The sequence below is a fragment of the Pantoea sp. SGAir0175 genome (genome assembly GCF_043547855.1).
This window is the reverse complement of record NZ_CP028081.1, coordinates 1,329,569-1,352,424: the sequence shown is the minus strand read 5'-3', so window position 1 is coordinate 1,352,424 and position 22,856 is coordinate 1,329,569. Positions and strand designations below refer to the sequence as shown.

Genomic DNA, 22,856 nt, shown 5'->3' with positions numbered 1-22,856 from the left:
TGATTCTCCTTCACGGTCCCTGAGGACCGGATTTCAGACATAAAAAAAGCCCTTTCGGGCACGCAGAGCGTTACGCCACTTTAGGATTAACTTTAGGGTTAACTTCAGGGTCAACTACAGGGGCAACTACAGGGGCAACTACAGGGGCAACGCACTGCACCAGTCCGCGATAGTCAATCGGTGCCACACCAGCATCGATGCGTACTTTCGTGGTAATACCATCCGAGGTGAAGCCTTCAGTCTGGTCAATAAATGGCGTATCCACACCGTTAAGGTAAGCGACCTCAATCGTGTCCGAGCCTTTTGCTGCAGCCAGATAGAACGTGCTCTGGCTGGCGTCATCCAGACGGGGTTCGGCAATGACCGTCGCAAAGTTTTGTACGGGGTTGATGATGCCAGCGTTGGTGTCAGCACCTTTGACAGACGTTGAGCGGATGACCTGACTGGCCGTGGACTCCATGGCGGTTGGCACCAGCACGAAAGCCGGACGGATGTTGAGATGGCGTTCGCCTTCCTTCTGACGGCGCATCAACTGACGGGCCTTATCCAGAGAAATCACATCCATTGAGGCTTTTTCCAGCATGTTGGCATGGCGTGCCTCGTCAAACAGCGGCAGGCTGTCTGACGAAAGTAGCGGGTTCGTGGTCAGAATGGCGTACACCAGATCCGCCACAGTGGCTTTCGCTGCGCGGCCGAGCTTCATGGGGACGTCAGTCAGCATGCTCAGATCGTCATTAATGATGGCCTGCCGGGTAATGCTGAACAGTTCACCATAGGTGGCCAGTGCAATCGTTGCCTGCTTGTCAGAGGTCGTGACGTATTTGTACTCTGCACCTTCGCGAACCTGACGCAGAGAAGGAAAGCCACCCAGCCCCACACGGTGTGCGACTTTAAAGTCGGACAGCTGTCCTTTTTTGGTCCATTCTTCAAACGTTTCCGGTGCGTCCGTCCAGCCCTGAAGAAGGGACTTGCCGGACACATCAAGCATGATATTGCCAAAATCGGACGTGCTGTGCGTAAACGCCAGCCCGACAATCTGCAGCGGGTTATAACTCGCCACACCAAATCCACGCTCAGTCAGAGACAGCCGTGCATGTTCGCGAAGCGCCATGGCGTTGTAGGGATTATCCGCCTGAAGCGGCTCATGACCGGCCCGCGCCATGATAGCCTGTCGGATGCCGTCCCCGGTGAAGTTACCGTTGCCAGCATAAATGTGAGTTGCGGCTGATTTGTTTGAGGGGGTACTGTCTTTGCCCATCTGATTCAGCAGCTTCTCTCGTGCCAGCTCAAGAGTGCACGTCGGATCGGCGATGCACGCTGTCTGCAGTGCCTGATATTTATCGCCAAACATCCCAAACAGATCGTTTAGCGCCCCTGCGCGCGCACGCTGTTCTTCCAGAAACTGCTCACGTAACCCCGTTTCATTTAAAACGGTCTGGGGTGCGGGCTGAGCAGGCTCAGGCGCCACGCTGTTCTGCGGGGGCGTCAGCATAGTGCGAAGGTTTTCTGGCATTTTTTCGTACTCCTCGATACGTTTTGAATCAATGTGGGCCATGGCCTGAACCGCGGGCACCAACTGGTCAGCGAACCCCAGCGAGACACACTGGGTTCCGTCCATCCAGGTTTCCTCTTTCAGCATCCCGGCGATAACCTCCCGGGACAGCCCTGTTTTTGCGGCATACGCCGGAATAAGCACAGCCTCTGTCTTATCCAGCAGTTCGGCGAAATCACGCATGTCATCGGCGTCGCCGCCCGCGACGGCCCAGGGCTTGTGGATCATCATGAAACTGTTCGCCGGCATGATGACCGGATTGCCTACCATGGCGATGACGGAAGCCATCGACGCGGCCACGCCGTCGACATGAACCGTAATCGCAGCAGGGTGATATTTAAGGGCGTTGAAAATGGCGATCCCTTCAAAAATGCTGCCACCCGGCGAGTTGATATGAAGGGTGATATGTTTGATCTCGCCAAGCGCCTGGAGGTCACTGATAAACTGTTTTGCCGGCACCCCCTGAAAACCGATTTCGTCATAGATATAAATCTCTGCCTCAGCTTCGCCCCGTGCGGCCATCCAGAACCAGGATTCAGTCTTCTTCGCCTGTATCGCCTGACGCTGGCTTATCGGCTTTATTTTCTCGGTCACTGCTGACTCCTTTGTCGTTTGCCGGGTCAGTGTCAAACACCAGCCCTTCTTTTCGGTTTTCATCAACTTCCGCTTTGCGGCGGCGTTTAACCTCATCAGGATTACGGCCGCATGCCCGTGCCCAGTCGGATTCGGTTGCCGCCCCACCCCGTATCTGAATTTTCCAGGCTGTCGCCTCTTTCACCGGATCGATCCAGGGCATGCCGGGACCCGAATAAATGGCGTCATAAAGTGTGGAAAGCTCAATATCGGATGGCGGCTTAATAACGCCCGCCGCAACCGCCTGCTTCAGCCATGCGCGATAAACCGGCCGCGTGATGGCCGCAATAAAACAGTCCTGAAGGATGAGATACCCGTCAGTAGACTCCACCAGCTCCTGCCGCTGTGCGCTGTATGTCCCGCTGTAATTGCGGGCAGTGCTGGAAAAGCTCAGACGTGTACCCGCCGCCACCGCCCGTAACTGGCCATTACGGAATGACTCAAGGCTGGTGTTGGGACGGTCTGAGCGGATCATGCCAATCTCTTCACCCGGACGAAGGTCGTCATAAAGCATGCCCGGCTGGATAGTCAGTTCACGCTCACCGCTGTCACTCAGGCTGTCTGAATAGTCCTGACCATCACCCTTTTTGATATACATGCCCAGCGCAGCAGCGATGCGCGCGGCGACCAGTTCGCTTTCTTCGTAATCTTTCAGGGCGCTCAGGCGGATCATTACGCCGGACAGCAGGGTAATGCCCCTCACCTGGTGCAGGCGCCTTGCAAATTTAAGGTGCAGCATGGTGTCAGAGGGCACGTCTTTGGTATCCGACAGCAAACCGCTGACGGGAAGGTTTTTATAGACCTGATACTTCAGCGGTTTACCCCATTCGTTGAGCCAGACGCCCTGAATGAGACCGGCGGCCGGATCGGAGTTCATGGTCACGAAATCGGGCTCAAGCGCCTCAAGCCAGAAGGGTACCCCACCGTCAGCGCTAAGCCCTGTACCATGTCCACTCACCATCTGAGCAAAAACCTCCCCGTCTCTGAGCCAGGTGCGCAGCATCAGACGTTCCAGCACCGGCCGGGAGAACTCACCGGTGACATCAGGCCGAAGTGACCACTCAGCCCATTTTTTACGAATGGATTTAATAAGCTCTGTCGCCACCCGACCATTTTTCAGCAGCGGATGGGGGTCCACGATGATACCTCTTGACCCAATCACGCGTTCTTCCAGCTTGTCCAGTATCCCAATCACCAGGTCGTGGTTTGCATCCAGCGCTCTGGCCTGTTGACGAAGGGAAATAGCACCGGCCTGATTGAGTTGGTTGGCGGAGCGCGTTTCGCGTCTGGCTTTGTGCGTTCGCGAGGGGGTCGCGGCTTCATAGGCGCGGATCTGCATGCGGGCACGCAGCCTGGCGGCCTTCCACGACGGCGAAAAAAAGCCGATTGCCTGATCCAGAAGCGACATCAGAACCTCGCCAGGCGATAGTCTGGTTGCCCGGTGCGCTTCTCAAGCAATCGGGTCAGACGGCGTTCCCACTCCTGCCGCCCGTCACGAATCGCTGTCAGGTTCTCCATGGTCATGGACTGCCCGTTCAGCATGATAGTTTTGCCGCCCAGAACGGCAATTTCTGCCTCGGTGTAAGCACGGATCATGGCTTCCACATCGCCTTGGTTCATACCCAGCCTCCGTTTGTAATCCAGGGATTGTTAGTCATATCGGTCGTCGTGCCTGATGTGGATGTGTGGAGGCGGTTATTCCGGGGGGAGGCCTCTCGTTCCGCAGCGCTATCGGTCTCACTCTCTTCAATCCACGTTTCCCGGCGCGCCCATGAAGGAGCATCAGGCCATTTGATTTTTTCGTACCCATGCAGCATCACCAGCGCCTCGGCATAGACAAGCAGGTCAAATCCTTCATTGGCTCCGCGCCCCGGTTTACGCCATCGGCCATCAGGCGTGCGCTCTTCATAGGTGAGCTCGTCATAAAACCCGCTGCCGATCCACGCCGGGAAATGGACATAACCTGGTCCCGGCGCGTCGCGCCACAGCGCGTTGTTGACGCGGTCCTTGAGCGCATCCGTCTGGAGCAGGTAGAGGGGAACATCGCCGGCGGCATTTGCCCGCCGGGCAGAACGCCCGGTATTGTCAGGCCAGGTCCTGGTGATCAGCTTTTCCCGCTTGTGGCTGTCGCCCTTAAACAGGTAAACCCGCTTTCCCTCGCCCTCCCGGCGGCATTTACGCCAGAACCGATACGCATTATCAGTGACGCCATCCTCACCGCCGGAGTCCACCGCCATCGCCATGAGTGACATGCGCTTTGACGGGTCGCCGGCCAGCTGCCATGTTTTGTGCAGCACATCCGGGATAAGCAGATCCCAGTCTTCAGGGTAACTGGCAGGATCAAGGCGGCAGCTTTCTCCTCCGTCGTCGTAGCGCTGCGAATGGCGGAGGCTATACCGGTCAACGATCCACCGTTCTCCCATGCTGCCGTAGCCGGTAACCTGTACCACGAACCGACGATGCCGGCCGCCCTGAACGTCCACGGTTGCCACCAGAAAGTTCACGCCGTCCGCAACGGTTCGCTCGGGGATCTCCTCAGCCCGCTGTTCCAGAAGCTCTCCCCTGCGCTGTTCAAACGCAGCCCGGGGAAGATAAGGCCGGCCAAAGTCAGTGTTGACGACCGCTTTGAGCGTTTCTTCGCTACCCGTTTTCTGATAGTCCTGTTCAGCAGTGAGGTATTTAAAAACCAGTTGTGCCCAGGTCTGATAGGCCGCCGCCGGTCCCTCCATCCAGAACGAGGCAATCCTCGACTGACGCCCCTCCCCGGTCACGTTCCCGTCGCGATCAATCGCCTCGCCATCCCTCAGCCAGACCCCGCGGATATTCAGTTCCCGTTTCATCTCCGGGGGGATAATGTGTTGACAGGCCGGGCACTGCAGACGTGCAGCCTCACTGGCCCGCACCAGGTCGATATCATCGTGATAGCCCATGAGATTGGCCATTTCTGGCTGAAAGTATTCCCCGCAGTGTGGGCAGGGCCAGTACCAGCGTCGGCGATCGCCCCGGTTATACAGTGACAGTATCCCGGTTGAGGGGGGCGCTTCGTGAGGGGTTGAGGCTTTCCATTTTGTATCGCAGATATCCCGGCCGGGTGAGCTTTCCACCAGCGTCATACCAGCAGACATAAAGGTCGTGGTTCGTTTGGATGCAAGAGAGAAGCCGTCTCCCTCGCTGTCGATGTCCTCCGGAAAGCGGTCGTAATCGGTCAGCGCGACAAACCGGTAATCCGACGACGACAGAATATTCACTGAAGGCCAGCCGATTTTAAGAAATGAGCCGTCTCTGAACGTCTTGTCATGGACATTATTATCGTTGCGGCGGGGACTCATTCTTTTCCTGACCGCTGCGCTGCTTCTGAAGGTTCTGTCCAGGCGCTTTTTAGAATGTTCCCGGGCCTTGTCCTCCGTCATCTGCACGACGAGCATGTCTGAGGGATCGCAGACAATCGTATAAACAATCCAGCCGTCAATGAGGCCGATCGTTTTTCCGGTACGGGCCGGACCGACAAAAATCACCGCATCATATTCACGCGATGTCAGGCAGTTCATCGGTTCGATGATATAAGGGGTCAGCTCTGGCTCCCAGGGAACCGAGTTACCGGCACCTTTGGGAACACGCATGAATTTTCTCACAGCCTCTGAAACCGGCATGCGACGTGGTGGGGAAAACCCTGCCGCGATGTCCCTGCCAGAATTTCGGGCTGATGAAAAACTCATTATTCCTCCTCGTGGCTTTCTCCTTGATCGCCCGGCATTAACTCCGCAGCACAAGCCTCATATGATTTTTCCTGGAGGGTATACCGCAGGTCATCGATTGATTTCTGTACAACGCTGACAGCCTGTGGTGAAAGGGCACAATCGCGCTCGAGAATATCCGGAATAGTCTCCAGAACCTGCACGACAGCCTTTCTCATTGACGAATAAACAACGACCACTTCATCCACAGGGATGAGTTTGCGCTGCTCTTTTTCCAGCTTGATCCTTTCATTTTCTGACTGATACCAGTCCTTTCTCTCTTTCGGCTCCATCCGGGACGGATCATGAACGGAGTCAGCGGTTTCACACTTCACGCCGAACAGGGCCGGTCCGACATGCTGCAGCGCATATACGGGATTACCCCTGGCTGTCGCAGCCACCGGAATGTTGGCGGCGAAGAGGCGCTTTTTTACGGTGTCACGGTGCAGTCCGAAAGCCTCAGCGATCTTGAACACGCTCCAGTGATAAGCATCACCGATTCCACTTACATTCGACATAGGCAGCTCAACCTGGCAGGTGAAAACCAATTTTATTTAGTAAATTCATGATATTACGAACTGGTCTAATGACACCCCCATAAAAAAAGTGTACAGGTTATCTTAAAAATTATTCATTATTTTCATAGAGTTAAGAGACCTGCCGCCGCCACCATGAAAATGCAAAAATCAGCCGTTTTCCGCGGGGCCGCCGCCTCGTGGACAGGGTACTCCGCCGGGAGGACCCGCAGGTTCAGCGCGCAGCGGGGGATCATTTTTCTTTTTGCCCTGACTTTTAACCGCCCACGCTTTCGCCACGCTCAGACATTCGTCGAATATCTTATTTTTTCCTCCGCACGAGCCAGCGCGACGGTAAAATTTCAGCGCCTCGCGCGCCCCGATATTTGCGACGTTACTGGCGAAGCCCTGACGGGTGAGCTCCGAGATGATGTGTTTCTCCAGAAACTGAGCCGGCGTCAGATTCATGATGTCTACTCCAGAGAAAACTCGCCCAGATCCGGAATGACCATCTGCGTAAGACTAAGAGCCAAACGCGTCGCTTCTTTCACTCGTTTGATATCGCGCTTACGCTGCGCCATGAGTCCACTGCCGCGCTGCCCCCGTAAGGTGAACGATTTCTGGTCAAACACTGCTATCGCATCGTGAAGTTTCTGCCCCGTGAGGCTGGCAAGTTCGTTAACAGGGAGTTGCCCTAACTCAATACCGGACTCTTTTTCTGCCAGGTTCAGCAGCCAGATACGCAATTCCTTAGCGACTTTGGTACGTGACACCATGCCAATAAGATGAGCACCACGTGGAGAAAACAGCCTTACCGAAATTTCACGTAAGCTATTGTTTATTCCATTCTTCGTCACTTTGGTCCGCATTGTCATGCTGTTTGAAAACTCGGCTTCATGGCGCTGAAAGATTTTGTTTACCTGTTTAGCATCGTTGTATCCCAGCAACTCAGCGAGGTGATCAGCCGTGAACCAGATTTTCCCGTCACCGTTATCAAATGGCACGACACTGTGATTGTTAAATGTCAGTTCATTCATTTCGGATACCTACAGAAAAGTGAGCCTGTCGCACAGAGAAACCGCCCCAGAGAGGTCCGCACCTATACGGGATCTCTCAGGCTCACTTTTCTGTAGGCTCTGGGTTAATAGCTGCGCGTACGAGGCGCATGGATTTATTGATGGAGAAGTAGAGCCCTGCTATTGCGAGGCCCGACTTTCTTCAATTTTCCGAATCGCTGCCTTATCCAGGTTGCAGTTCTCAATGACAGTAAGAAACTTTTCATTCAGCTCCAGACTGTCACCGTATGTCATGGGCTCTGGGATATCAGGAATTTCACAGTCCACCAGCAATTGCGGCGGGATTGGTACCACTTGAGTGGGCACGAATTCTGTCTCTGTGCGCGCGCAACTGGTCAGCAACAGCGGCAGGCACAGGATGGTGAGCACAGGCATCTTCTTGCATCTCCTTCCTGATACGGATAATGCGCTTCTCGCTTTCAGCAAAATTGCTTCGCCTGTCTTCATGCGTGATACGGGCTATATCCTGAAACAGTATGACTGCTGCCAATGTGCTCTTAAGGACGGACTGAGATTTCAGCTGTTCTTTACGGGCGACATGCTCTGCCTTTTGAGCCTGGAGCATTCCATTATGAAAATGGTCGGTAGCCCAACTGAGTATAAGAATAAAAATAAAGAGCAAGCTGGACAGGCATCTGTTCACTTCACCACCAGCGTATAGCCCATATGAAGATAGAAATCGATATAAGGCGAATTGCGAAGGCAGCCGCTTTAGTTATTTCAGGGTTATCTGGTGCTTCCGGTTCGAGACCATTTTTCATAATTACCCTCAACATAATTCGTTTATAGTTCACCTATGTTCATCGTTAGTGGTGTAACGCTGGAAAGCAGAAGCCCCGTGGTGTTTCAGCACCCCGGGGCTTCGTTATGTATAGCTATATCTGAAAGTATTTACGTCACAGTGGCTCACTCGCTAGCAGGCCAGATAAGCCCATCGCCAGGAAAATGAACCACAGAAAGGGATTTCGCAGATTACTCATGTGCGAGTTTCTCTGCCCTTTGAAGCACTGAAGCATCGTATGGCTGATATCCGTTTTCGTGAACGATAATGGCCTGGACAAGTTTCAACATCGTTGCGCTGTCCGTTACGTCAATTTGCTTGTCTGCAGGAATGCCGGTCACTGTAACCACGCTATTTATGTAGGCCTGAGTGTCATTTTCTTCTGGCGGTGCCCAGCGATGAATGATACCCGCGATCGTATTGAGACCATGCTGCTTTTGATAGCGTTTCAGAATCATCATCATGGCCCGAATACCGTATTCCGGGCTGACGAACTGGCAGAACGCTTTGTCTGTTTGCTGTAACTGCGGAACGAGTCCCCGCCAGTGATCTCCCCATCGTATGTTGCCGGGATTATTATTACGAATCCCGCGGGCATTATTCGCTTTCATTTTTATCACCGAGACGATTATTAATAAAACGCAAGGCAAAAGCGCGCAGGGAATCTACCCCGATGAAGCCGACAGCGCCGCCGATCGCGATGGTTGCCGTTCGCGGCCAGTCGAGATAAGCCAGTCCAGAGGCGACGGTTAATGTCAGCGCACCACACAGCAGACCTTCGAGGATCATTCTTTTCCAGCCTCCGCCGGTATAAGCGATACGCAGCACAGCCATAAACATCGCCAGCAGAATAGCCCCAACAGGCGTTTCTCCCCGCCACCAGCTTTGTATCAGCGCTTCTAAAGCTGGCCAGCTATTCAGATTGTTGTGCATTGATTCTCCTCCTGACTGACCAGAATCTGTAAAAGAAACGCCTGCATAAGCAGGCGTTTATGGCATAGCATCCTGTTTTGGCTTTGTTAAGTTGCGCAGCAGGCGATACCCGGTTAAAAAAAACCGGACAAAAGCTAATCAGGGTAAACAATGCGTCTTTATCACGGCACATCATTCAGTGCCTCTCAGAGCATTATCAGCTCAGAAAAAATTCTTCACGAGATTAAACGGACTTACGATGAATCATCTCCCTTCCCCACAACGAATGGCCTCGTCTACCTGACGGATAATATTGGTTATGCGATATACGTGGCTAACAAAGAGGCTGTGTTCCGCAGGGACAATTTTCTTTCAGTGTTCGAAGTGGAAGTCGACGAGACCGAACTGTTACCGGATTTCGACGAACTTGATTACGTCTACGGAATTAAGCGTGTGGACGCTGCAGGTTTCACGTATTCAGACTCGCTGGAAAAGGCACAGTCCTGTTGCACCGCCCGTAGTCTGCATCTCTTTGCAGACATCAGGAGACAATTAGTTTTGCCCTCAAGCATGAATCTGAAGCATGAGCTCCTGACACTGACGCGCGAGCTCATCACGCTGCGCAAACACGGCAATCACCGTGAAGCCTGTGACAAACTTCAGTTATACCCCTGGCATATCTTCGCCGCAGTCGCATCACCGGAAAATAAGTAATTTGAGGCAAGCGCCAGGACGCTTGCTTTTCAACATTAATCCGGTTGCAATGCGTGAAGCTGATAAACCGATGCTGAAAGAATACGCAGACTTTTACGTACGTAAAGCGGGTTCACAGGAATAAGCGTCCGGCACGCGGTGTACAAACCGGTCCATTTCAAGTGGCGCATCGAGTATGACGAGCATCCCCTCAATAATGCCTTCGGCTTTCTGTAGTTTCTTTCCTATGTGTCCATCTGAACAGTGATGTTTTCTCGCCAGCGAGAGGAAGGTATGGCCAAGAATGTAATAGTCCACCAGCAGGTCATGCAGGTCTGCATTTCTGGCATAAAGTTTAGCGACACAACGACTGATTATCAGCCCATCCTCATCACAACATTGAGGGCGTGAGATCACCTTATCTGGAAAGAGCCCGGTAAATCCGGCTGCAACCCTGTACCAAGATATTTTTTCCGGGTTATTTGTAACCCAGGCTCCCCAGTGTTCAAGCACTTGCTGAATATCGCGCATGTTATCTCCCGGATTGAAATGGAGGGTAAAAATGGACGCCAGATTACCGCGTGATTTAATCCTTACTTAAAGGCCTGAATTATCTCACACAACGTACAACAGCAAAGTCCTTTTAAAAAAGCGCGTCAGGGATACAATGCATCGAACTCTGATGTGCGCCTTGTTAACAGACTCCGGTGTTGTCCGGTTACCTGAAAATATTATGAATTGTGTTAACCCCTGATTTCTCTGAAGGAATACTGATGTCTATACAGAATTTATCTTGTCAGGAATTTTACGAGAAACTCAATAAAGTCATCCGTCCTTCGGCCCCCATTTCCTCTTACGAAATGCTTTTCGGTCGTGAGAAACAGGTCCATGAAATCGAAGCAGCCCTTTATGTCGATGGTCGCCACGTATTCATCTATGGTGACCGTGGCGTGGGTAAAACTTCGCTGGCACAGACGGTGGCGATAAAGCTTCAGACGCATAATGACCCCATATTTGTCGGCTGCGAGCCTGGCTCAACGCTCAGCTCCATTGTGAACGACATTTTGCTCAAAGCAAAAGTCTCTGCAGAGCCGGTGTCTGAAACCACATGGGGTGCCAGTGTCAACCTGATGGAGACAGGCCTGTCCGCACAGCAGAAGAAAACAGAAAAGCCCGTCGTGCATGAGGTGAATTCTGTCTCGTCTGCGGTGATGGCGCTGTCCGGACTGTCAGGCAAGCACTCACCCGTGCCGCACATTGTGATTGACGAATTCGACCAGATAGCAAGTATTGAGGAAAGGCAGAATTTCGGGCGGCTTATAAAAGCCCTGGGCGATCAGAACCTGAGTCTTAAGCTTATCTTTACGGGCATCAGTGATTCTCTACACTCACTGATTGGCGGACACCTGTCCTGTGAACGCCAGATCCACCAGACGCCACTTGAGGCATTGCCCTTGAGTGGAAGGGATGAAATTATCGACAGAGCATTTGGTGAATTTGGCCTCACTCTCAGTCAGGATGTGAAATTCAAAATTTCCGGTCTCAGTGACGGTTATCCGCACTATGTTCATCTGCTTTGCGAAAAAATACTCCAGTGCGCTTTCTCCAGAGAGGAAGAGGTAAAGCAGATTGATCAGACGTTGTTTCTGGAGGGACTGAGGGACGCAGTGAGCTCAGTGGCAGAAACACTGAAATACGATTATGTTCAGGCAACTCACTGTCGTGCAGAGTACTTTCACCATATGCTGTGGGCGATGGCTGACTCTGGCGATCTGCAGCGGGAAAAGAAAACCATCTTTTACTCATACCATCATATCTGTGAGGCACGTGGCTACAGCCAGCTTGAGAGTAAGCAGTTTGACAGACAGTTTTCAAAGCTGAAAACGCAGGCGTTCGGGCGGGTCATTATCCCTGCCCTTAAGGGAAGAAAAGGCTGGTTTCGATTTAAAGAAAATATGTTGAGGGGCTACGTCAGGATGATGGCTGAACTTAATGGTGTAACACTGGATTTTGACCGTCGGTTCACCGCAAACGAGCCCTCTGCGCAGGCCGTCTCTTACCGTACGGCGTCTCACCAACCGCTGACACCTGTAGAAAATACGTTGTACCGTCGTGAGCAAAGACAGCTGAAAAACCGGTCCTGAGATTACGCCAGTTGTTTGTCGTTCCGGGCCAGCAGGGGTTCAGGCATAATCAGGCTGAACCCGGGCAAAACATCCCCAAATGTCCTCCTTAAATAGAGAACGGTCACTCCCTTATTCAAATCCGGGTCAGCCAGATGTCCGGCATCCGGGTTGAATAGACACACTGACAGCGCACCCTTTATCCCCTGCAATGCACGAATTAGCCTGTACACGCTCAAATCGCCGCTCTGATTTCCCACGCCGTAATTAACCTCCCTACCCCTGATATTACTCCTTCTCACTTATTCCGGATTACAGGGCTCAATTGTATTCACCACTTTTCAAATAAGTTTATCAAATCAGTATTTTTTATTTTTTGGAGTGTTTTATAAAAAAATTAATCTGAAAGATGTGTTTTTCGGATTTACTTTTGATTATCTCACACCATGAAACAACCTAATATCTAAAGTTACACGGAAAGCACCTCACAAGACTTTTAATTAACCGCGAGATAGATAAGATAGGTCCCGCCTTAATGGCAAACGTCAGGCCAATGTCCGGGGAAAAGAGACAGCGCCTTAAACCCTTAGCCTGTGCCTCCCTCACAGTGTTTGTGAGGGAGTTTTTTTAGGCTGTCGCGTCAATAACGTCGACAAAAAGAAAGGAGGAGCCGTGCGATTTTTCATCCGGGCCTGGATAATTGCCTCGACCTTTTACACGATATTTGATGTCACTTTGCGTTTGTGCCATCTCTATCCTGGCGGCACCAACTTCATTATGGTCATGGGAATATTTATTAACATTGCGATGAATAACCTCATCCTTGAAACCCTTTTTGGGGAAGAATAAATCCATTTACTTTTGGCGGACGCGTGTCGTCTGCCCTTGCACTAAGGTGATAGCCATGAATAATCATGTTACCGGCAGTTCTGATTTCCCCACCATTGAGGAGATCAAATATGCGAGTATAGCCGAGAGGAAAATCAACTGTGTGGTATACACCGGCGCGATACCTCTGATATTCCTTGTTAACCCCAAAGGAATTGATTTGCGCGCCATACCGATAGCCTCTGGTTATGGCATGATTTTCTTTCGCCCCGGCGCTGAGGAGGAGGCGCAAAAAATCAGCAATATCTTCGACGACTTTGACCACAATTACGCGAACTTTCTGGCGGCAGGGTGGCGCGGGGTTGACGAGAAGTCATCTCGTGAAAAAGCGGGCGATACGAACAGTCCGAAAAAATGTGCCGGCTATTCTGTCCCCACAGGGATAGATCCGCATGAAGGCATCGAGTACGCACTGATGCAGAAGAAACTGAAGAGCGTGGCGCACTTTGAGTACTTCGTTCCAGTCGAATTCATCACAAACCCGTTAGGTCTGGAGATGAAACATGTTGATTACAAGGAGGGACTGGGCCGGATTTATTATTTACCCGGCTTTGAAATCAGCGCCACAGAACTCAAATATGAACTCAGTAAGGATGCAGACCCATTCAATGAGCATCGCATCAGACTGGTCGGCCGCCTGCTGGGCTACCAGCATACTGACATTGAGCAGTTTCTGGCGTTCGTGCGTGCAAGAGAAAAATTTTACTCCTGACAACGCGACACATTAAGCGCCTGAGCGCCTGGTTGTCCCAGTCGTGCCGTTAAGAAGACATGCATTATGGGAAAGAGAGTTTCCATAATGCATGTCTCCCGAAGAACCTGATTCGTACACACAGGCGTTATCGGATTGACGAACCATAGCAATAACACTGTTACTCCAGTCGCTTATCCGACGATCGCTATTCCAGCAAATTCTGCATGACGGTTCTTCCTTAATCCGTTTGGCCATCTAATAGAGCTCTACGCGGCATTTTCCACACAACTCTGATTCGCTTAGGCCCTGTAAGCACATCTCGCAGTAGAGGCTTGCATCCATAAAATATTCCGCGTTATTTTTCTAAGGATAGATCTCCGGATTTTCATACAGTTCATGGCGTGCACTTTAGCGCATGACGATGTCATAATTGTATATTCATCCGGTAAGCCTGCAGCGCCATTTGATTAACTGCTTGGATGATGGCCAGAACGGTGTGAAGCTGGCGCGAGCAGTTTCATTCCAAAGGACAGACACTGCTTCATTATTGCTATCCACATTTACGAACTGGTATGCAAGCAAATTGTACTTAAGATGTTATCTCGATACTGCTTGCTACTAATGCTTCTGCCTTGATCCTAGTAGGCGTAAGCAGATCTATATCTGTGCTAGGCACATGTATTGAGACGATTAGACTATAGCGGGCCTCTGAATCATAACGCTCCAGCGCTTGGCGGGTTTTCCACCAACCCTGCCCCGGTAGTATCGCCAAGTAGCCACAGTTAGCCAATTCAGCTGCGGTGCCGCGCCATATATCCTGATGCAGCGAACCCTTATGACGGAAGCGTGAGCCAAGTTGCCAGTTGCCATCGCTTCCCGACACTACGGAAATACCTTCTTCGGTTTCAGCGGCTGCATTAATCCGCATTCTAAACTCATCTAACTGCTCGGTTGGACGCTTCATGGCAAACCGGAGACGGTGTGATGGGTAATAAAATTTGGAAGCCGAGCCCCGAGCGGATGGATTTGGTTCAATGAAATACGACAACGTTACACGCATTTCCACCGGCACGTTCTGCAAAGCTAGCAGCTCATCCTGAGGCCATGGCAGTGCATGCAGATTCATCTCCCGCGTTTTAACCCCACTAGAGGTGCGGTGATAAGGAAATAGGCTGCTCTCTTCGATCATTGCGAGACTGTTATTCGTGCTCCAAATGGCCAATTCAAGATCGGGAACACCCCATCCACAGTGCCGGATCAAAGTAGCATATCCCGCCTGATTGACAGGTGGGTACATATTAAGCATTTGGTCAGTCCAGCGGGCTGAATGTGTTATCAGTGCGCGGATCGTTTCTGGCCGCAGTTTCGGGAACTGCGTCATTAGTTGTGCTGCCATCCTTGCCGCCAGGGCAGATGCAGCACTGGTAGCATTTGTAGTCGAGAAAAGACGGCGATGATGAAAGGCATCGGCAGTCAGTAACTCTAAGCATGCAAAATTATCCGCAAAGTTACCATTTGATGCGGCGTTGCCACCTTCAAACACCACGTCAGGCTTCAATGGCCATACACTATCCCACATAGTAGAAGTTGATGTGAAAGGGCTAAGTCCCCCTGCAGGTGCTAGCGGTCGAAAATCAGCTTCATCGATAGAGTTTTTGTGAGTGCAGGCTCCAATCGTGAGTGCGTTCCAAGACTGTGCAGGGTCATGGATCTGGTTAACCGAAAGACCGGAAGGATAAGCCAGCCAGTGGTCGCGATTAAAAATGTTACCAGCAGAGAGAACGAAAAGGCGTGGGAGGGGCTGTTCAGCACCCAAGTCTGCTGCCAGCGAGTCAACCATTGCAGACCACGCTGAAGGACGGCCATAATCACGATAGTCCGTGGCTGTAACTGCGGAGCTGAATACCCGGCGCCGGTTGTTCATAATCTCAGGGCGTGTCACCGCTTCGCTGAAGAGATAGGCGTGCTCATGCGCGCCACCCATTGCACAATTACCCTGCATACTCGCGAGTTTAACAGACTCCAAACGATGATTAACGGTAAGAGTTCCTTGTCCGGTCAATATGTCAAACATGTCGCCATATAGAGCAACACCCGCCAGTCCAGTGCCATGGTTATCGCGATCGTCAGTCCCCCAGGCTTCATTAGCTGTATAAACATCATTTTCAGTGACCAAAGGCGCGATTAGGGGATGCGCACGGTTAAGTCCTGAATCAAGTAGACACACATAGGGCACATCCGACTCTTCTGGCAGTTGAAGGCGTGACAACGTTTCATCAGCCCAGAGCTGCTGCTCGGTGAACGTTGAACTGGTAAAAAACTCTGCCGTATCTTTTGCTCGTCGAAGCTCAGCCACACAGTTTAGAAGGAGCGTTGATTGAGAAAAGTCTCGCTGAGAACCGAACATCCAGGTTACTGTCCGTTCAGGAAACTCGACGGAATGTTCGCTGACGCGGCACTCGCAGGCGCTAGCCACATTATGAAAATCGGTAAGAACTGCCTCACGATTTCCGCGCACTGGTAACCATACTTCCCACCAAAACGCCTCTTCAACATTCTCAGGCAAAAGATCCGGTTCGTCAGACCATAGAGAGCGGATAGTTGAAAGCCTGATCGCCGATAGCGTATTTATTAACGCTTTCCGATCAAGTGAAACGTTATCCGCCCGGCGTCGGTCAGCCAGATAATCATTCAAATAGTTTTCAAAATGAACAATTTTTCCATCAGGAATGAAAACGTTTGCTGAGGTAATATTTTCATCTACATGAAGACTCAGGAGCTCGATGCGCTTTGCTTGATCGCGCCCCCTTTCTGAATTCAGACTTTCAAAAGCTAATGCCACGTCAGGTTGACCAACAAACTCTACCTGAACGCCAATGCCACTCTGGATCCCTGCGGCCATTTGCATCGACTTAGCTTGTGCAGCTATTGCCTTAATTTGCTGCAAATCTCTCATCAGCATATTTCCGTGGAGATGGCGCTCTCTTTCAGGAAGCTCGGGCGTAGAAGCACCTCCCTTTGACGGCGAAGTGAATGGTTCTTGATGAGAAGTATTGGAAAGAATAATGTGACGCTGTCGGTTAGCGGCTGGTTCCGTCATGATTTACTTTATATTTTCCATTATTTGTAAGAGCCAGGCTAACCTGATGGCGTTCTTCCAAGGCACGTCTGAGCAGCGCTAGATCCACACTATTTCTGTCACTCATCAGCGCTTCTTTAATAGACTCATCGGCCGCGCGGCAGATTTCAGCATAGCTGAGACCAATGAGTAAGGTGTCCAGGCCTGCTTTTCGGAAAGGTTTCGGAATAAAGGATCCTAATCTGGCGCGCAGCAACTCAATCGCCTGATCTGGAGTGGGCAGATGATATTCAATCACGTCATCGAAACGTCTGAAAAGAGCGTAATCAAGAATTTCAGGATGATTCGTCGCAGCAACGATTACACTGTTTGAGTTATCCTGCTCAATCATCTGCAAAAAACTGTTCAGCACGCGTCGAATCTCACCGACGTCGTTAGCAAGTCCACGTTGTGAGCCAATAGCATCAAACTCATCGAAGAAATAGACTCCGCGTATATCAGCCATCGCATCAAAAACTTGACGAAGCTTAGCAGCTGTTTCGCCCATAAATTTGGTGATAAGTGCATCAAAGCGTACCTGGAATAGTGGTACACCGAGCTCGCCAGCAAGAGCGGACGCAGTCAGGGTCTTTCCCGTCCCAGGAGGACCAACAAGTAAAACTTTGCGGCGGGGTGAAAGACCGTGCTCACGTATGCGCGCCATCATTCGCTGTTCACGAACGAGTCGATGCAACTGCGTTGCAGCCGAATCACTAAGCACCATATCAGAGATACGATTGCTAGGTTCACTGACACTCAACAGGTTACCCAACTCAGTGCGAGACTTCGCTGCATTTGACAATGGCACGAGCTTTCCGCTTTTATCAGCGGCTAGCTTCGCCTTACCTTTATCAAGCATACTTAGGAGTTCTTCTGCTAGTCTGCCGTGACCTTGCTTAGCTTCGTGCGCAGCAACCTGCATAGCCACTGAATAAAAGTGACCATCATCGCGACTTATATGCGATTTGATAAGTGCTTTAAGTTGGTCTGCGCTTGCCACGTTTTTAATCCTAATTTATGCATAAATAGGGCAAAAATGCCTTACATAGTTTAGCAATGAAGCCGATCCCGGTAAATGACATTCACTAAAATTGCAATAACAAACTATGCACTTTAATGCATAATTTTTGCCCAAAAATCAATCATATCTAAAGTCAGCAGAAACGTAAAAATTTTTATAAAACAAAGCGCTTACAAATCCGATCCTAACAATTTGAAGCTAAATTTCTGATTCCTCACTCATAGCGGACTAGGTGCACCATGACTTCTGTTGCTCTCACCTATGTCGCAATCCATCCAGAATCTCATAAGGCAATCAGGTACAGCATTAACGTTACGTCACGGCGCTTTGCTCACCTTACACTGGCGTCCCTTCACAAGCCTTTGAGCTAATTTCAAGTCCACGGCGCCTGCCTTAACCTTTCACCTCCGATCACCAGAATGCGCGTAAATCAACAATCTGGGAGGGGTATCTCACTGCAGCCTTCATCGCAACGGGATAATTCGGTGTCCATAATCGTGTCATATATCTCGCGAGCCAGCATGCTGATTGCTTGCAGCCGATTTTGATATCCTTCGGGTAGCCAGTAGCTGACGACCAGAATACATTCATCAGCAGCTCGACAGATGAATTATCATTGCATTTATTTCTGACGCAGATGCGCCTGCCAGAATCGTGAATTAAGATGACAGAAAATTCATCACGTCCTACAGCACTTCAATCAGTTCAAATTCTTCAGCGACTAGCTCCATATCATTAGAAAAATGCCCTTCATTAGAGAAAAACCGCTTATGTTCTTTTTGCCAGTATTCCAGGCTTAAGTCTCCCTCTCCTTCCTTGCGGGCGAGCTCTAAAGTAACATCACAAAAACGCACCAGTTGCATTGAAATCAGCCGTGTGACGCAGACCGGGACGTTCTGACCATTGAGGATGATGGTATAGCTCCCAATCTTTGGCGCAGACTTTTCGTTCTGGTATGAGGTAAACGCTCCGCAGGAGGCCGTTTTCATCCCGTTTTTAATCAGTGCTGCGAGCTCACTGGCCAACTCTGGACTGTCACCCATTTGGCCAGCCTCAGCACCTGGATACTTAACTTTCAATTCTTCAACCGTAACCATTAAGGGTCCTTCCTGACCGTAGATGAATGCTAAATGTGTTTTAGCTATTACTGTCCGGACACTAACAGCGATGCGTTCTCATTAAAAGTGGGATTTGCTGCCCAATCATGCCGACATATCACCTTTTTGATTTGTCCCATCTGCTTTAAGCAGCGCCTTCATTTGCCCAATATATGCAAGCGCTGTTTCACTGTTTACGGGCACGTAGAGCTTTTCAACCTGAGGGCGTGGCGGTGGAATGTATTCGCCTGCCAAAATCCGTTTGGCCATCTTATGGAGTTCGGTACGGCATTTTCCACGCAACTCTGATTCGCTGAGACCTTTTAAGCGCATCTGGCTGTACAGGTTCGTCACCATCCAGTAGTGCGCATTAGCCTGCCATGGATAAGCTTCCGGGGAGCGATACAAGCCGCGTCGTGCACTGTAGCGCATGACCATGTCATACAGCGCATTTTCATCCGGTAAGCCTGCAGCGCCACTTTCACCCTCTTTGCACCAGCTGATGAACTGTCCTGGGGATGGCCAGAACGGGGAACAGCTGGCACGCGCTCGTTTCATGCCGGCCGATATTTGCTGTCTGGACGTGATGCCGTTTTCGACGAATGCAGCCACCCACTGACGCTTTGCTGCGGCTTCGTCGCGGGGGTTTTTCAGCGTTGTGCTGATGGATGCAGGGAAGACCAGCTTAAGCGCGCTGAAGAGCATGTCCACCAGCTGCTCAATGGCTGAGCTAAAACCGCGATTGTCAGGCTGCGCGCTGCTCCCCTCCGTTCCTGGCACTTTGCTTTGCAGCAGTTCATCGAAAACGGCTTCACGATGCGTCATATGAAATTATTCTCCCACTCGCTGAGATCGTTCCAGTGGGGCTGGTTTACAACGCCCGTCAATGGCTGACCGCGCCAGGCTCCCTGTTTGTTCTGGTAGCTGAGTTTCTGGCTGGCTGTGATAAACCAGTTCCTTGGTTTTTCATGCGTGAACTCGATATCAAGTTTCCGCAGCTCGTAAACCAGATCCACGTTTGCATAGAGCTTCTGCCACGATGTGAAATCCGCGTGGTTGAGCTTCACGATGTTGCCTTCGAAGGCGTATCGCGATCGCGGTATAAATTCCGCATTCGTTGCGTCAGCAACGGGTGTTATGTATTTAGGTTCATTGACTGGTTCAAAAGAGTGACTGGTTATGGGGTCAGGAGCTGCCCCACCCCCCCGGGCAGCTCCTGACCCACCCCCGGTCATCTCCTGACCTACCCCCCGGGCATCTCCTGCCCCACCCCGGTCAGCATCTGACCCACCAGTTTCTTTCCGTTTTTCCCTGACTGAATTTCCCTTCGAAACGATTTCCACCGGTTTATCCAGGGTGATGTGAAACAGGTTAGACTGGTTTAACACACCATTTTTACGGAACTCCCGGCGAACCAGGCCCATATCTTCCAGCGCTTTGATATGGCTTTTAACCGTGGATCGGCCAATCTCACACTGATCAGCGATATGTTGATAGGAAGGCCAGCATTCACCTTTGTCATTTGCATTGTCTGCAAGCTTAATCAACACCAGTTTTCGGATGGGATTTCCGACTTTGATGCTCATCGCTTGAGCCATAAGTGTCATGCTCATAACAGCTCCGTTTCGAATGGTGTCTCGATGTTCACGATTAATCGCGTGAATAGAAAACCAGACTTTCTTTGGTTACAGGTTTACGAGGTACAAACTCTAAGGAAGCATTCTCTATCTTTTGGGCTTTCATAGGCGAAGCCCTTCGAAAGCCATACGCAAGCAGATCCAAATACCCCACTGTTGTGTTGGCTTTTTCGGCCAGTAAAGCCCATTCTTCTTTGCTGGCCTCTTTACGCCAGCGCAAAAGGTCGTTACTCATAACTTGTCCCTCCTGAGTAAATGAGCAACCAGACGTTATCAAATAGATAAATAACATGCAATGCGATTTATCATTATGAGCATTTATCATATGGATAAATCATGTGAGAATTCCGGGATGGAAAATAAAGAAATCAGAAAACTGAACCTGTCGCAGCTTCTTGAAGAGCATATGAAGCAGCCAGAAGCTACTAAAGCATCCTTTGCAGAGATGTGCGGTCTCAATCCCGCTCAACTCAGCCAGGTACTAGGAAACGATGCTTTCAGAAAAATTGGCGACAGGCTTGCACGGCGAATAGAGACTGGCCTCGAGCTTCCAACAGGATGGCTGGACAGTCTTCATTCCAAAAGCGCTGAAGTGGATGAACTGGAGATTGCAGGCAGACCCGTGAATGGTTTTGTCAAAGTTGCTGGCGAAGCGTGGCTTGGCACTGATGGTTCTGTCGATATGATCGAGCAACCAGGTGGATGGTTATGCATCTGCAGTCAGGATAAAGAGGCTTTTGGCTTGAGGGTAAAAGGCGACAGCATGTGGCCGAGAATTCAATCGGGTGAGTTTGTCGTTATAGAGCCAAACACGCCTGTACAAGTCGGTGACGAGGTGTTTGTAAGAACCAAAGACGGCCGCAACATGATAAAAATCTACAATAAAACCAGAGATGGCTCTTATCTCTTAACAAGCATCAATAATGAGCACCGACCAATAACGCTAGATGCGAGTGAAATTGAGCAGGTACAGTATGTTGCTGCCATTTTAAAGCACACGCGTTTTTTTGAGCATCCGGATCCATCCTGCTGACTTCCTGACCGTCCCGCCTAACTAATAGTTTCATTCCTAACCCGCACTGAGCGGGTTTTTTGTCAGAAAAACCAATAACTTCAAAATGATAAACATGACAACTCATAATTTATCAATTTGATATTGACAGGTATTTATCTTAGCGATAAGGTTGGTTCACTTTAGCTTTACAGCTTTAAGCTAAGTGATCTTTAACAACGAGCGGGAAGCTCTACGGCAGGTGCCGAGAACGCACCGAACTTCAGGTTACTGAGTGCATTGTTGCGACTGTGCAGCCAGTAACTTAACGGGGGGATGTATGGCAATTATCAGCTATGGCAGATCTGTTAAACCTGTGATGAAAGACAACGCCAGAACACGCCGACATAGGCGTCGTATGGTTGAAGCCATTGAGTGTCGCAGGATTGAAGTGATTCTGGCTGCAGAGCTGGGATGGAAACCACCAGCACGGAATGCGGAACTCAGCCGTGCTGAAAACCATTGCAGGCGAGTATCCACCGATCGCATCAGTAAGGCAGTGGAGACGGAAACGGAGTACCACAAACAGATCCTGGCTGGCGCTTCCAGGTACAACCTTGGTGACGTTGACAGAGGCATATGCCTGTCAGGTGTGGCTTTTTACCGTGCCGGCCATCGCAGAGTCCGTAAGGATGCTACACACATTGTCGGATAAACGAAGTGCTGAAAAAGTTATTAACTAATTCCACATTTGCATAATCAAGGATTTTTTCCAGGCTTAACAGACAATCCAAGACCAGGAGGAAATATGTCAGAGCAGTATAAAAAATGCATCGAAGCCTGTTATCTGTGTGCTGCGGCCTGTGATAACTGTGCGGCATCATGCCTGGAAGAAAAAAATCTGGAAATGATGCGTGAGTGCATCAGGATGGACATGCAATGTGCGAATATCTGTCGGCTCGCCGCGCAGTTTATGGCTCTCAAAAGTGAATCAGCTAAACAGCTATGTCAGTTATGCGCTGAGATTTGCCAGAAATGCGGTGACGAGTGCGGTAAGCATCAGCATGACCATTGTCAGGCGTACTCAAAAGCCTGTCACCAATGTGCTGAACAGTGCCGTCAGATGGCCGCTTAAAGGAAAACAGCTCACTTCATCTAACCCGCTTCGGCGGGTTTTTAATGGGAGCAGCTGACGCCTGTTCTGTGCCATGTCAGAAGCATTTGCGTAGACATTCACAGATAAAAATCACAGGCATGTAAATAAAAATACTAGAGGACAGTAGAGGAGGCAGACGGAACATTATCGCAGCACAAAGCGTAGTGATTTTTTAGTCAGTACTAGCTAACCCTGCCCCTTTCTCAGGTTGAACCAATAAACAGTTAAGACAGCC

General features: G+C 50.5%; 24 protein-coding genes. 6 read left to right on the top strand and 18 right to left on the bottom strand.

Annotation, left to right across the window (positions count from 1 at the left end; all coding sequences use genetic code 11):
* Nucleotides 1-70: 70 nt before the first annotated feature.
* From C1N56_RS06120 to C1N56_RS06085, 8 genes are all read right to left on the bottom strand, one after another.
* Entirely contained in the window at nucleotides 71-2,074 is a 2,004-nt protein-coding gene (locus C1N56_RS06120; protein ID WP_394517455.1) for a ClpP-like prohead protease/major capsid protein fusion protein, read from the bottom strand.
* 13 nt (nucleotides 2,075-2,087) lie between these two features.
* Nucleotides 2,088-3,593, bottom strand: a complete 1,506-nt coding sequence (locus C1N56_RS06115) for a phage portal protein (protein ID WP_394517258.1) — start codon at nucleotides 3,591-3,593, stop codon at nucleotides 2,088-2,090.
* Nucleotides 3,593-3,805 carry a hypothetical protein gene (locus C1N56_RS06110; protein WP_136546090.1) on the bottom strand — a complete coding sequence of 71 codons (213 nt, stop codon included), beginning with the start codon at nucleotides 3,803-3,805 and terminating at the stop codon, nucleotides 3,593-3,595. Before C1N56_RS06110 ends, C1N56_RS06115 begins: the two co-directional genes overlap by 1 nt.
* A complete protein-coding gene (locus C1N56_RS06105; protein ID WP_394517257.1) occupies nucleotides 3,802-5,901 on the bottom strand; it encodes a phage terminase large subunit family protein in 2,100 nt (699 codons plus the stop codon). Before C1N56_RS06105 ends, C1N56_RS06110 begins: the two co-directional genes overlap by 4 nt.
* Nucleotides 5,901-6,437 (bottom strand): DUF1441 family protein, encoded by a 537-nt coding sequence (locus C1N56_RS06100; RefSeq protein ID WP_136546088.1) that lies wholly within the window; start codon nucleotides 6,435-6,437, stop codon nucleotides 5,901-5,903. Before C1N56_RS06100 ends, C1N56_RS06105 begins: the two co-directional genes overlap by 1 nt.
* A 168-nt stretch (nucleotides 6,438-6,605) precedes the next feature.
* The gene (locus tag C1N56_RS06095; protein WP_315655132.1) at nucleotides 6,606-6,902 is read right to left on the bottom strand and encodes a hypothetical protein; all 297 of its coding nucleotides are present in this window, start codon (nucleotides 6,900-6,902) and stop codon (nucleotides 6,606-6,608) included.
* A 5-nt stretch (nucleotides 6,903-6,907) separates the two neighbouring features.
* A complete protein-coding gene (locus C1N56_RS06090; RefSeq protein ID WP_394517256.1) occupies nucleotides 6,908-7,471 on the bottom strand; it encodes a BRO family protein in 564 nt (187 codons plus the stop codon).
* A 159-nt stretch (nucleotides 7,472-7,630) separates the two neighbouring features.
* On the bottom strand, nucleotides 7,631-7,885 hold the full coding sequence (locus C1N56_RS06085; RefSeq protein ID WP_238561742.1) for an Rz1-like lysis system protein LysC: 255 nt from the start codon (nucleotides 7,883-7,885) through the stop codon (nucleotides 7,631-7,633).
* On the opposite strand from C1N56_RS06085, the gene C1N56_RS06080 reads away from it, so the two are divergent.
* Nucleotides 7,869-8,171: a hypothetical protein gene (locus tag C1N56_RS06080; protein WP_394517255.1), complete on the top strand. Its 303-nt coding sequence runs from the start codon at nucleotides 7,869-7,871 to the stop codon at nucleotides 8,169-8,171. The genes C1N56_RS06085 and C1N56_RS06080 overlap by 17 nt on opposite strands.
* Nucleotides 8,172-8,482: 311 nt before the next feature.
* Here the strand turns inward: C1N56_RS06080 and C1N56_RS06075 are convergent, their stop codons facing one another.
* A complete protein-coding gene (locus C1N56_RS06075) occupies nucleotides 8,483-8,902 on the bottom strand; it encodes a structural protein (RefSeq protein ID WP_394517254.1) in 420 nt (139 codons plus the stop codon).
* Entirely contained in the window at nucleotides 8,889-9,224 is a 336-nt protein-coding gene (locus C1N56_RS06070) for a phage holin, lambda family (RefSeq protein ID WP_238561740.1), read from the bottom strand. The genes C1N56_RS06075 and C1N56_RS06070 overlap by 14 nt, the downstream gene beginning before the upstream one ends.
* 150 nt (nucleotides 9,225-9,374) lie before the next feature.
* Here C1N56_RS06070 and C1N56_RS06065 point away from each other — a divergent pair, with 150 nt between their 5' ends.
* Complete coding sequence (locus C1N56_RS06065; protein ID WP_394517253.1) at nucleotides 9,375-9,917, top strand: hypothetical protein; 543 nt, start codon at nucleotides 9,375-9,377, stop codon at nucleotides 9,915-9,917.
* A gap of 93 nt (nucleotides 9,918-10,010) precedes the next feature.
* Here the strand turns inward: C1N56_RS06065 and C1N56_RS06060 are convergent, their stop codons facing one another.
* A complete protein-coding gene (locus tag C1N56_RS06060) occupies nucleotides 10,011-10,427 on the bottom strand; it encodes an antiterminator Q family protein (protein WP_241799010.1) in 417 nt (138 codons plus the stop codon).
* 242 nt (nucleotides 10,428-10,669) lie between these two features.
* Between C1N56_RS06060 and C1N56_RS06055 the strand changes: the two genes are divergently transcribed.
* Nucleotides 10,670-12,040, top strand: a complete 1,371-nt coding sequence (locus C1N56_RS06055) for an AAA family ATPase (protein ID WP_394517252.1) — start codon at nucleotides 10,670-10,672, stop codon at nucleotides 12,038-12,040.
* 606 nt (nucleotides 12,041-12,646) lie between these two features.
* On the opposite strand, the gene C1N56_RS06050 is transcribed toward C1N56_RS06055, so the two are convergent.
* The gene (locus tag C1N56_RS06050) at nucleotides 12,647-12,874 is read right to left on the bottom strand and encodes a hypothetical protein (protein ID WP_394517251.1); all 228 of its coding nucleotides are present in this window, start codon (nucleotides 12,872-12,874) and stop codon (nucleotides 12,647-12,649) included.
* Nucleotides 12,875-12,923: 49 nt separating this feature from the next.
* Between C1N56_RS06050 and C1N56_RS06045 the strand changes: the two genes are divergently transcribed.
* Nucleotides 12,924-13,619, top strand: a complete 696-nt coding sequence (locus tag C1N56_RS06045) for a hypothetical protein (RefSeq protein WP_394517250.1) — start codon at nucleotides 12,924-12,926, stop codon at nucleotides 13,617-13,619.
* 571 nt (nucleotides 13,620-14,190) lie between these two features.
* On the opposite strand, the gene C1N56_RS06040 is transcribed toward C1N56_RS06045, so the two are convergent.
* The 6 genes from C1N56_RS06040 to C1N56_RS06015 form a co-directional block, all read right to left on the bottom strand.
* Complete coding sequence (locus C1N56_RS06040; protein ID WP_394517249.1) at nucleotides 14,191-16,701, bottom strand: S8 family peptidase; 2,511 nt, start codon at nucleotides 16,699-16,701, stop codon at nucleotides 14,191-14,193.
* The gene (locus tag C1N56_RS06035; protein ID WP_394517248.1) at nucleotides 16,682-17,719 is read right to left on the bottom strand and encodes an AAA family ATPase; all 1,038 of its coding nucleotides are present in this window, start codon (nucleotides 17,717-17,719) and stop codon (nucleotides 16,682-16,684) included. The genes C1N56_RS06040 and C1N56_RS06035 overlap by 20 nt, the downstream gene beginning before the upstream one ends.
* Before the next feature lie 707 nt (nucleotides 17,720-18,426).
* Complete coding sequence (locus C1N56_RS06030) at nucleotides 18,427-18,837, bottom strand: ASCH domain-containing protein (RefSeq protein ID WP_394517247.1); 411 nt, start codon at nucleotides 18,835-18,837, stop codon at nucleotides 18,427-18,429.
* Between the two features lie 105 nt (nucleotides 18,838-18,942).
* A complete protein-coding gene (locus C1N56_RS06025) occupies nucleotides 18,943-19,662 on the bottom strand; it encodes a replication protein P (RefSeq protein WP_394517246.1) in 720 nt (239 codons plus the stop codon).
* Complete coding sequence (locus C1N56_RS06020; RefSeq protein ID WP_394517245.1) at nucleotides 19,659-20,450, bottom strand: helix-turn-helix domain-containing protein; 792 nt, start codon at nucleotides 20,448-20,450, stop codon at nucleotides 19,659-19,661. Before C1N56_RS06020 ends, C1N56_RS06025 begins: the two co-directional genes overlap by 4 nt.
* A 37-nt stretch (nucleotides 20,451-20,487) precedes the next feature.
* Nucleotides 20,488-20,709 carry a transcriptional regulator gene (locus C1N56_RS06015; protein WP_241799022.1) on the bottom strand — a complete coding sequence of 74 codons (222 nt, stop codon included), beginning with the start codon at nucleotides 20,707-20,709 and terminating at the stop codon, nucleotides 20,488-20,490.
* A 117-nt stretch (nucleotides 20,710-20,826) separates the two neighbouring features.
* On the opposite strand from C1N56_RS06015, the gene C1N56_RS06010 reads away from it, so the two are divergent.
* Together C1N56_RS06010 and C1N56_RS06005 are read left to right on the top strand one after the other, a co-directional pair.
* Nucleotides 20,827-21,507, top strand: a complete 681-nt coding sequence (locus C1N56_RS06010) for a S24 family peptidase (RefSeq protein WP_338670910.1) — start codon at nucleotides 20,827-20,829, stop codon at nucleotides 21,505-21,507.
* Nucleotides 21,508-22,273: 766 nt separating this feature from the next.
* On the top strand, nucleotides 22,274-22,600 hold the full coding sequence (locus C1N56_RS06005) for a four-helix bundle copper-binding protein (protein ID WP_394517244.1): 327 nt from the start codon (nucleotides 22,274-22,276) through the stop codon (nucleotides 22,598-22,600).
* Nucleotides 22,601-22,856 lie beyond the last annotated feature (256 nt).